Origin of the sequence: Rhodovulum sp. (genome assembly GCF_011048875.1) — a bacterium.
Taxonomy (GTDB): domain Bacteria; phylum Pseudomonadota; class Alphaproteobacteria; order Rhodobacterales; family Rhodobacteraceae; genus Rhodovulum; species Rhodovulum tesquicola.
In genome coordinates, this window is record NZ_DSDD01000343.1 from 1 (window position 1) to 8,037 (window position 8,037).

Genomic DNA, 8,037 nt, shown 5'->3' on the forward strand with positions numbered 1-8,037 from the left:
GAAGCAAGGAGAATTCCGATGAAACTGAATCGTTTCACGCTTCCGCTGGCGCTGACTTTCGGCGCCGTTGCGGTCACCCCGGCGCTGGCCGGCAGCTACAGCCCCGCCCCGGCCGATGCGCCGGTCATTGCTGCGGCGCCCGTGCCAGCGCCTGCCCCGAGCGGCGATTGGGGCGGCGCCTATGCCGGTCTGCAACTGGGCTATGGCGATGTGAATGTCTCGGGTGCGCGCGACGGCGATGGCGAAATCTACGGCTTGCATGTCGGCTATCGCTGGGACATGGGCACGCTGGTGACCGGCATCGAACTGGACTATGACCGCGCCGATATCGACCTTGCAGGCGGCGCCGAGGAGCTGGATTATGTCTGGCGGCTGAAGGGGCAGGTGGGTTACGACATGGGGTCGACCATGCTCTACGGCACGGCGGGTGCCGCGCGTGCCGGCACCTCGCTGGGCTACGAGACGGGCGCGTTCGTCGGTGTGGGGCTTGCCTGGCAGCCGTCGCCATCCTGGATCATCGGCGGCGAGGTTCTCTACCACGATTTCGACGAGTTCGGCAGCTCGGGTGTGGGTGCCGATGCCACCACCGCGACGCTGCGCGCGTCGTTCCGGTTCTGAACCGGGGCAGGGGCGGCGTCAGGCCGCCCCGCTCGCCTCCGCCAGCACGCGGGGCAGCATCATCACGTCCGCGCGCTTGCAATCGAACGACCCGACCTGCACCCGGATCACGAACCGGCCCTGATGCCGCGTCTGGGTCAGGTACACACGGCCGTCATCATTCACCCGTTTCAGAAGCGCCTCGGTCGCGGCATCGTCGCCAAGCGCGAAGGTGAACAGCGACAGACGCGGCTCTGTCACGATCTCGAAACCGGGCAGGGCGGCGATGGCGTCGCGCGCCTCGGCGGCCCAGGCGACATGGTTGCGGATGCGGGCGCGCAACCCCTCGAGCCCATAGGCGCGCAGCACGAACCACAGCTTGAGCGCCCGGAAGCGGCGGCCCAGCGGCACCGTCCATTCGTTGAAATCGGTCACATCCGACTGGCCCAGAGTTTCCAGGTAATCGGGCCGCAGCCCCAGCGTGCGGACCTGCGGCGCGGGGTCGGCGAGGAACTGCACCGCGCAGTCGAACTGCACGCCCAGCCACTTGTGCGGGTTCACCACGATCGAGTCGGCCGCGTCGATCCCCGCCCAGAGGTCGCGGAACTCCGGGCAGATCATCGCCGAGCCCGCCCAAGCCGCATCGACATGGGTGTAAAGCCCGTGCGCCCTTGCCACGGCCAGCGTCTCGGCCACCCGGTCGATGGCGCCGATCCCGGTGCCGCCGACGCACAGGATCACGCCCGCCGGAAGGTAGCCCGCCGCCAGATCGGCCCGGATCGCGGCATCAAGCGCGGCGGGGTCCATCGCGTGCGTCGCGTCGGTCGCCACCTTGACCAGGTTCTCTTGCCCGATGCCCGCCACCCGCGCCGCCTTGTCGACCGAGGAATGGGTCTGGGCGCTGGCATATAGCCTCAGCCGCTTGTGGCCCGAAAGCCCCTGCGCGTTGCCCGCCCAGCCCAGCGCGCGTTCGCGCATCGTCAGCACCGCGGCCAGCGTCGCGGTGGTCGCGCTGTCATGGATCGTGCCGGTGAAGCGGGGGGCAAGCCCCAGCGCCTGCCGCAGCCAGCCCACCATCGCCTGCTCGATCTCGGTCGCGGCGGGGGCCGTCTGCCACAGCATGCATTGTGCGGCCATCGCATTGGCCAGTTGCTCGGCCAGCATCGAGGCGGGGGCGGCGTTCGCCGGGAAATAGGCGAAGAAGCGGGGATGCTGCCAATGGGTCATGGCGTCCGGCACCAGCGCCTCGAAGTCAGCCCAGATCGCCTCCATCGGCTCGGGGGCCTCGGGCGGGGCGGCGGGCAGGCGGGCGGCGGTGGCGCCGGGCGCGGTCCTCGGCCGCACGGGGCGGTCGCGCAGCCCCCGGTGATAGGCGCGCGCCCAGTCGGCGGCCCGTTTCGACCAATGCGCCAGATCGTCGTGGTCCATCGCCCCTGTATCCTGTCGGATGCCTCCGGCGGGGATATTTGGGGCCAGAAGAAGAGGCAAGGGGGTGTGGCGTCTCAGCCGAGGCGGTCGCGCGTGGCGCCGGGCAGCGCGTCGCAGAAGGCCATGATCTGATCCTCGGTCATGCGGGCAGGGTGCCCCGTGGCGCGCGGTTGTGCGAGCCGGTCGGCATATTCCCATCGCGGCGCGGATATGCCAGAACCCGGCCCGGGACGCGCGCGAAGGACCACGCCATGACCGAGATCCGCCTATATAACAGCAGGACGCGCCGCAAGGAGACGTTCGAGCCCCTGGACCCCGCCAATGTGCGGATGTATGTCTGCGGGCCCACCGTTTATGACCGCGCGCATCTGGGCAACGCGCGGCCCGTGGTGACCTTCGACGTTCTGTTCCGGCTGTTGCGCCATGTGTATGGCGAGGGCGCGGTAACTTATGTGCGTAATTTCACCGATGTCGATGACAAGATCAACGCCGCCGCCCAGGCGCGGCGCGCGGCGGGCGATCCGCGGTCGCTGGAGGGGTTGATCCGCGAGCGGACGGACGAGACCATCGGCTGGTATCATGACGACATGGATGCGCTGGGGGCGCTGCGCCCGACCCGCGAGCCGCGCGCGACCGAGTGGATCGGGGCGATGATCGCCATGATCGAGGGGCTGATCGCCAAGGGCCATGCCTATGCGGCCGAAGGCCATGTGCTGTTCCGGGTGCGGTCCTATGCGGCCTATGGCGCGCTGTCGGGCCGGTCGGTCGACGACATGATCGCGGGCGCGCGGGTCGAGGTGGCACCGTTCAAGGAAGACCCGATGGATTTCGTCCTGTGGAAGCCCTCGGACGACGAATTGCCGGGCTGGGACTCGCCCTGGGGCCGGGGGCGGCCGGGCTGGCATATCGAATGCTCGGCGATGGCGCATGAATTGCTGGGGGCGTCCTTCGACATTCATGGCGGCGGCATCGACCTGCAATTTCCCCATCACGAGAACGAGATTGCCCAAAGCTGCTGTGCCCATCCCGAGGGCGGGTTTGCCCGGGTCTGGATGCACAACGAGATGCTGCAGGTTGAGGGCAGGAAGATGTCCAAGAGCCTGGGCAATTTCTTCACCGTGCGCGATCTGCTGGATCAAGGTTGGCCGGGCGAAGTGATCCGGTTTGTGATGCTGCAGACGCATTACCGCAAACCGATGGACTGGACGGAGGCGAAGGCGCGGGAGGCGGAACGGACATTAATGCGGTGGACGCGCGCAATGACATCCGATGGTCTGTTGAACAAAAGATTGAACAAAGGCCATGTGATTCAGGAAGTCATTGACGCGATCTCTGACGACCTGAATTTGCCGCTCGCCATAACCCGACTTCATGCAGCCTTTGACAGCGCGAAGCGAGATGATGACGCTCTTGCAGATTTTCGCGCGACGACGGACTTTTTAGGGTTGACGGATCGGAACATTCTGAGCGCCGCGCGAAAATTTGCTGATATTGGCGATCTTGCTCTGGATCATGCCAAGTCTCTTTTGGTAGCGGCCAGAGAGCAAGCCATGAAATCGAAAGACTTTTCTGAAGTAGACCGTATCAAATCCGTGCTGATTGATGCGGGTGTCGAAGTCCGAATGACTCGGCTTGGGGTGGAGTTGCAGAGTAAGCGCGACTTCGACCCCAGCAAACTTGACGGCCTCACATGAGCCGCACCCGCCTCACTCTTTACGACACCACCCTGCGCGATGGGCAGCAGACGCAGGGGGTGCAATTCTCGACGGCTGAAAAGCACCAGATCGCGGCCATGCTCGACCAGCTCGGGCTTGACTATATCGAAGGCGGCTGGCCAGGTGCGAACCCCACCGACAGTGACTTTTTCGCGCATCCGCCGAAGACGAAAGCCACCCTCACTGCGTTCGGCATGACCAAGCGCGCGGGGCGGTCGGCGGAGAATGACGATGTGCTGGCTGCCGTCCTGAACGCCAATACGCAGTCGGTCTGCCTCGTCGGCAAGACCCATGATTTCCACGTCACGACCGCGCTGGGCATCACGCTGGCCGAGAACGTCGAAAACATCGCGAAATCCATCGCCCATGTCACCGCGCAGGGCCGCGAGGCGCTGTTCGATGCCGAGCATTTCTTCGACGGCTGGAAGGCCGACCCGGCCTATGCGCTTGATTGCCTTGTGGCCGCGCATCAGGCGGGCGCGCGCTGGATCGTGCTGTGCGACACCAATGGCGGCACGCTGCCCCATGAGATCGGCGAGATCACGGCCGAGGTGATCGCCCGCGGCATCCCCGGCACGCAGATCGGCATCCACACCCATGACGATACCGGCAACGCGGTGGCGTGCAGCCTGGCCGCTGTCGATGCGGGCGCGCGGCAGGTGCAGGGCACGCTGAACGGGCTGGGGGAACGCTGCGGCAACGCGAACCTGACCACGCTGATCCCGACCTTCCTGCTCAAGGAGCCCTATGCCAGCCGGTTCGAAACCGGCGTGACGGCAGAGGCGCTGACCGGGCTCACGCACGCCTCGCGGCTTCTGGATGACATCCTGAACCGGGTGCCGCGCAAGGCGGCGGCCTATGTCGGCGCCTCGGCCTTTGCTCACAAGGCGGGGCTGCATGCCAGCGCCATCCTCAAGGAACCCGCGACCTACGAGCATATCGACCCCGCCCGCGTCGGCAATATCCGGGTGATCCCGATGTCGAACCAGGCCGGGCAGTCGAACCTGCGAAGGCGGCTGGCCGAGGCGGGGCTGGAGGTGCCCGAGGGCGATCCGCGGCTGGCGCTGATCCTTGACGAGATCAAGACGCGCGAGGGCGAGGGCTATTCCTATGACGGCGCGCAGGCCAGTTTCGAACTGGTCGCGCGGCGTATCCTCGACCGGCTGCCCGCCTTCTTCGAGGTCAAGCGCTACCGGGTGACGGTCGAGCGGCGCAAGAACCGCCATGACCGGATGGTCAGCCAGTCCGAGGCGGTGGTGGTGGTCAAGGTGGGCGGCGAAAAGAAGCTGTCGGTCTCGGAAAGCCGCGATGCCGAGGGGCGTGACCGGGGGCCGGTCAACGCGCTCTGGCGGGCGCTTGCCAAGGATCTGGGCCTGTACCAGCCCTATATCGACGATATGAAGCTGGTCGATTTCAAGGTGCGCATCACCAATGGCGGCACCGAGGCCGTGACCCGCGTCATCATCGACAGCGAGGACGGGCAGGGGAGGCGCTGGGCCACGGTGGGGGTCTCGCCCAATATCGTCGATGCCAGTTTCGAGGCGCTTCTGGATGCGGTCGTGTGGAAACTGGTGCGCGACGGGGCGCCCGTCACGGGGTCCGCCTGATGGACTGGGCGGCCTTCTTCACGCTTCACGACGATTCGCCCCGCGGCGGGCCGAGCGACGGTGACAGCCTGGACTGGGCGCTGGCCCTTGCAGGCGTGCCCGCGGATGGCGCGATCTGCGATGCGGGCTGCGGGCCGGGGGCGGATATCGCGGCGCTGCTGGCCCATGTGCCGCGCGGCCGGGTCGAGGCGGTGGACCTGCACCCCCATCATGCCGAACGGGCGACGGCGCGTTTCGCGGATGAGCGGCGGGCCCGGGTGCGGCAGGGCGACATGGGCGCGCTGACCGGTCCCTTCGATCTGATCTGGTCGGCCGGCGCGCTCCATTTCCTCGGCGTGACCGAGGGGCTGAGCCGCTGGCGCGCGGCGCTGGCCCCGGGCGGCGCGGTGGCGTTTTCCGAAGCCTGCTGGTTCACTGCGACGCCTTCGGCCCGGGCGCGGGCCTTCTGGGACCGGGAATACCCCCGGATCACAGACGCGGCAGGCATTGCGGCCCAGGTCCAGGCGGCGGGATACGCGATCCTTGGTCAGCGCCCCCTGTCCGATGCGGCATGGGAGGGCTATTTCCAGCCGATGGAACGCCAGATCGCAACCCTCCGCCCCGGCGCCTCCGCCGCGATTGCCGATGTGCTGGCGGCGGCCGAGGATGAAATCGCTACCTGGCGGGCCTGCCGGGCCGAATACGGCTATCTGCTGACCGTGGCCCGGCCGCGATGAGCATAGATGCCTGCGCCGAGATCGTCCGGCGGGGCGATCCCGACCGCTTCCTGGCCACGATGACGGCGCCGGTCGCGGCGCGCGAGCGGCTGCTGCCGCTTTACGCCTTCAATGTCGAGGTGGCGCGCGCGCCCTGGCTCACCGCCGAGCCGATGATCGCCGAGATGCGCCTTCAATGGTGGCGCGACGTGCTGGACGAGATCGCGCGCGGCGGCCCGGTCCGCCGCCACGAGGTCGCGACACCGCTGGCGCAGGTCCTCGATCCCGAGGGCGCAATTCTGCTCGATTCTCTCGTGGCCGCGCGCCGCTGGGATTGCACCCGCGCCCCCTTTGCCGATCAGGCGGCGTTCGAGGCGCATATCGACGCCTGTTTCGGCACGCTGATGTGGGTCGCGGCGCGCGTGCTGGGCGCCGCAACGGGCGAGCGCGCCTTGCGCGACCTGGCCTTCGCCCAAGGCATCGCCGCCTGGCTCTTGGCGGTGCCGGATCTCGAGGCGCGCGGCCGCCTGCCGCTGGTTGATGGCCGTCCCGCAGCCGTCGCCGCGCTGGCCCGCCAGGGGCTTGCCCGGCTTGCTGCCGCCCGGCGCCAGCGCGCCGCGATTCCCCCCGCCGCGACCCCCGCCGCGCTGACCGCCTGGCGCGCAGGTGCAATCCTCGGCCGCGCCGCCGCCGATCCCACCCGCGTGGCCGAAGGCAGGCTTGCCCCCTCGGAATTCCACCGCCGCGCGGGGCTGCTGATCCGCAGCCTGACCGGACGCTGGTAGCCCCCACCCACGCCTGCCTTTTCTTCTTGGCCCAAATACCCAAAGGGCCGGGGGCGCAGCCCCCGGCCCCCGGTCGCCTCGCGCAAGCGAGGCGAAACACGCAAGGCTACACTCGCTATTCGGCCCCGTCCCGCCCCTTGAGCCGGGCCAGCGCCGCAAAGGGTTTCGTGTCCTCATCGCGCATCGGGGCCACCCCGGGCGGGCCAAAGCTGGCCTCGCCGGTTTCCGCGCCCTCGGCACGCGGATAAAGCGGCAGCGCCAGCGCCAGCTCCTCCTCGATCACCGCCAGCAGATCAAGCCGTTCGGGCAGGGGATCCTCGCTGTCATCCTCGGGCATCTCGATCTCGCTGCCCGGGGGCGGGGGGGCGAGTCCCGCGCGGTAGACACGTACGAGATCGGTCTCGACCCGCGTTGTCACCGGGGCCAGCGTCACCACGCAGGGTTGGACCACCGTTGCCCCCAGCCGCCCCGACAGCCGCCAGTCGCGCCGCGCCTCGGGCACCAGTTCGCCCTCGAAGCGTAGCTTTTTCAGCGCCAGCAGCCCCAGCCGTCCGGCCATCGCCGCGCGCTCCGAGGCGTCTGGTTCCAGTCGTAGCGATACCGGCGTGCGGCCCGGTAGCGCGGCGAGCCGGATCGTCGTTTCCATGTGTTCGGTATCGGTCATGGCGACGTTCCTTCCTTGAACCCGGGTGGCTCTCTGATGTAAGCGGATTAGGAGGCAAGAGCCCTTGTGACAAGAGGTTGGCATGGCAAGGCCCCGGGCAGGTTCCGCCAGACTGGCGCTCGTCGTCGTTCTGTGCGCGTCGATTGCGGGCTGTTCCCCGATCATTCGCAAGAGCGGCTACGCCCCCTCCGAGGAGGATCTGTCCGCAATCGTGGTGGGCGTGGATACCCGCGACAGCGTGGCCGAACTGGTCGGCACCCCCTCGGTCAATGGCGTGATGCGCGACGAGGCGTGGTATTACGTCGAGAATACCTGGAAGACGGTCGGCCCCCGCGCGCCCGAGAATATCGAGCGGCAGGTGGTGGCGATCTCGTTTGCCGCGAACGGCACGGTCGAGAATGTCGAACGCTTCGGGCTGGAACGGGGTCGGGTGATCGCGCTCAATCGGCGGGTGACCGAATCGAATGTCAAGGGCATCAGCTTCCTCGGCCAGCTGTTCCGCAACCTTGGCAATTTCCGCGCCGAGGATGTTATCGGACCGCGCTA

Annotated in this window: 8 protein-coding genes; 6 read left to right on the plus strand and 2 right to left on the minus strand. The window is 67.9% G+C overall.

Annotated features, from left to right (window positions below):
- The first annotated feature begins 18 nt into the window (after nt 1-18).
- Nucleotides 19-618 carry an outer membrane protein gene (locus tag ENN83_RS12020; protein WP_287187335.1) on the plus strand — a complete coding sequence of 200 codons (600 nt, stop codon included), beginning with the start codon at nt 19-21 and terminating at the stop codon, nt 616-618.
- An 18-nt stretch (nt 619-636) separates the two neighbouring features.
- Here the strand turns inward: ENN83_RS12020 and ENN83_RS12025 are convergent, their stop codons facing one another.
- Nucleotides 637-2,025 carry a pyridoxal phosphate-dependent decarboxylase family protein gene (locus ENN83_RS12025; RefSeq protein ID WP_287187336.1) on the minus strand — a complete coding sequence of 463 codons (1,389 nt, stop codon included), beginning with the start codon at nt 2,023-2,025 and terminating at the stop codon, nt 637-639.
- A gap of 251 nt (nt 2,026-2,276) precedes the next feature.
- Between ENN83_RS12025 and cysS the strand changes: the two genes are divergently transcribed.
- Genes cysS through ENN83_RS12045 form a run of 4 tightly spaced genes read left to right on the plus strand, consistent with a single transcriptional unit; the run spans nt 2,277 to nt 6,827 of the window.
- On the plus strand, nt 2,277-3,719 hold the full coding sequence (cysS, locus tag ENN83_RS12030) for a cysteine--tRNA ligase (RefSeq protein ID WP_287187338.1): 1,443 nt from the start codon (nt 2,277-2,279) through the stop codon (nt 3,717-3,719).
- Nucleotides 3,716-5,347, plus strand: coding sequence for a citramalate synthase (gene cimA / locus ENN83_RS12035; RefSeq protein WP_287187340.1), 1,632 nt, complete (start codon nt 3,716-3,718; stop codon nt 5,345-5,347). Before cysS ends, cimA begins: the two co-directional genes overlap by 4 nt.
- Nucleotides 5,347-6,063 (plus strand): class I SAM-dependent methyltransferase, encoded by a 717-nt coding sequence (locus ENN83_RS12040; protein ID WP_287187341.1) that lies wholly within the window; start codon nt 5,347-5,349, stop codon nt 6,061-6,063. The genes cimA and ENN83_RS12040 overlap by 1 nt, the downstream gene beginning before the upstream one ends.
- Entirely contained in the window at nt 6,060-6,827 is a 768-nt protein-coding gene (locus ENN83_RS12045) for a squalene/phytoene synthase family protein (RefSeq protein WP_287187343.1), read from the plus strand. The genes ENN83_RS12040 and ENN83_RS12045 overlap by 4 nt, the downstream gene beginning before the upstream one ends.
- Before the next feature lie 115 nt (nt 6,828-6,942).
- On the opposite strand, the gene ENN83_RS12050 is transcribed toward ENN83_RS12045, so the two are convergent.
- On the minus strand, nt 6,943-7,491 hold the full coding sequence (locus ENN83_RS12050) for a YceD family protein (protein WP_287187345.1): 549 nt from the start codon (nt 7,489-7,491) through the stop codon (nt 6,943-6,945).
- 82 nt (nt 7,492-7,573) lie between these two features.
- Here ENN83_RS12050 and ENN83_RS12055 point away from each other — a divergent pair.
- Nucleotides 7,574-8,037: outer membrane protein assembly factor BamE (locus ENN83_RS12055; protein WP_287187347.1), on the plus strand; the 464-nt coding region annotated here is incomplete at its 3' end.

What these genes read in the sequence shown, in the direction of transcription:
- cimA (WP_287187340.1), top strand. Translation starts at nt 3,716, where the DNA reads ATGAGCCGCACCCGCCTCACTCTTTACGACACCACCCTGCGCGATGGG.
- ENN83_RS12045 (WP_287187343.1), top strand. Translation starts at nt 6,060, where the DNA reads ATGAGCATAGATGCCTGCGCCGAGATCGTCCGGCGGGGCGATCCCGAC.
- cysS (WP_287187338.1), top strand. Translation starts at nt 2,277, where the DNA reads ATGACCGAGATCCGCCTATATAACAGCAGGACGCGCCGCAAGGAGACG.
- ENN83_RS12040 (WP_287187341.1), top strand. Translation starts at nt 5,347, where the DNA reads ATGGACTGGGCGGCCTTCTTCACGCTTCACGACGATTCGCCCCGCGGC.
- ENN83_RS12020 (WP_287187335.1), top strand. Translation starts at nt 19, where the DNA reads ATGAAACTGAATCGTTTCACGCTTCCGCTGGCGCTGACTTTCGGCGCC.
- ENN83_RS12025 (WP_287187336.1), bottom strand. Translation starts at nt 2,025, where the DNA reads ATGGACCACGACGATCTGGCGCATTGGTCGAAACGGGCCGCCGACTGG.
- ENN83_RS12050 (WP_287187345.1), bottom strand. Translation starts at nt 7,491, where the DNA reads ATGACCGATACCGAACACATGGAAACGACGATCCGGCTCGCCGCGCTA.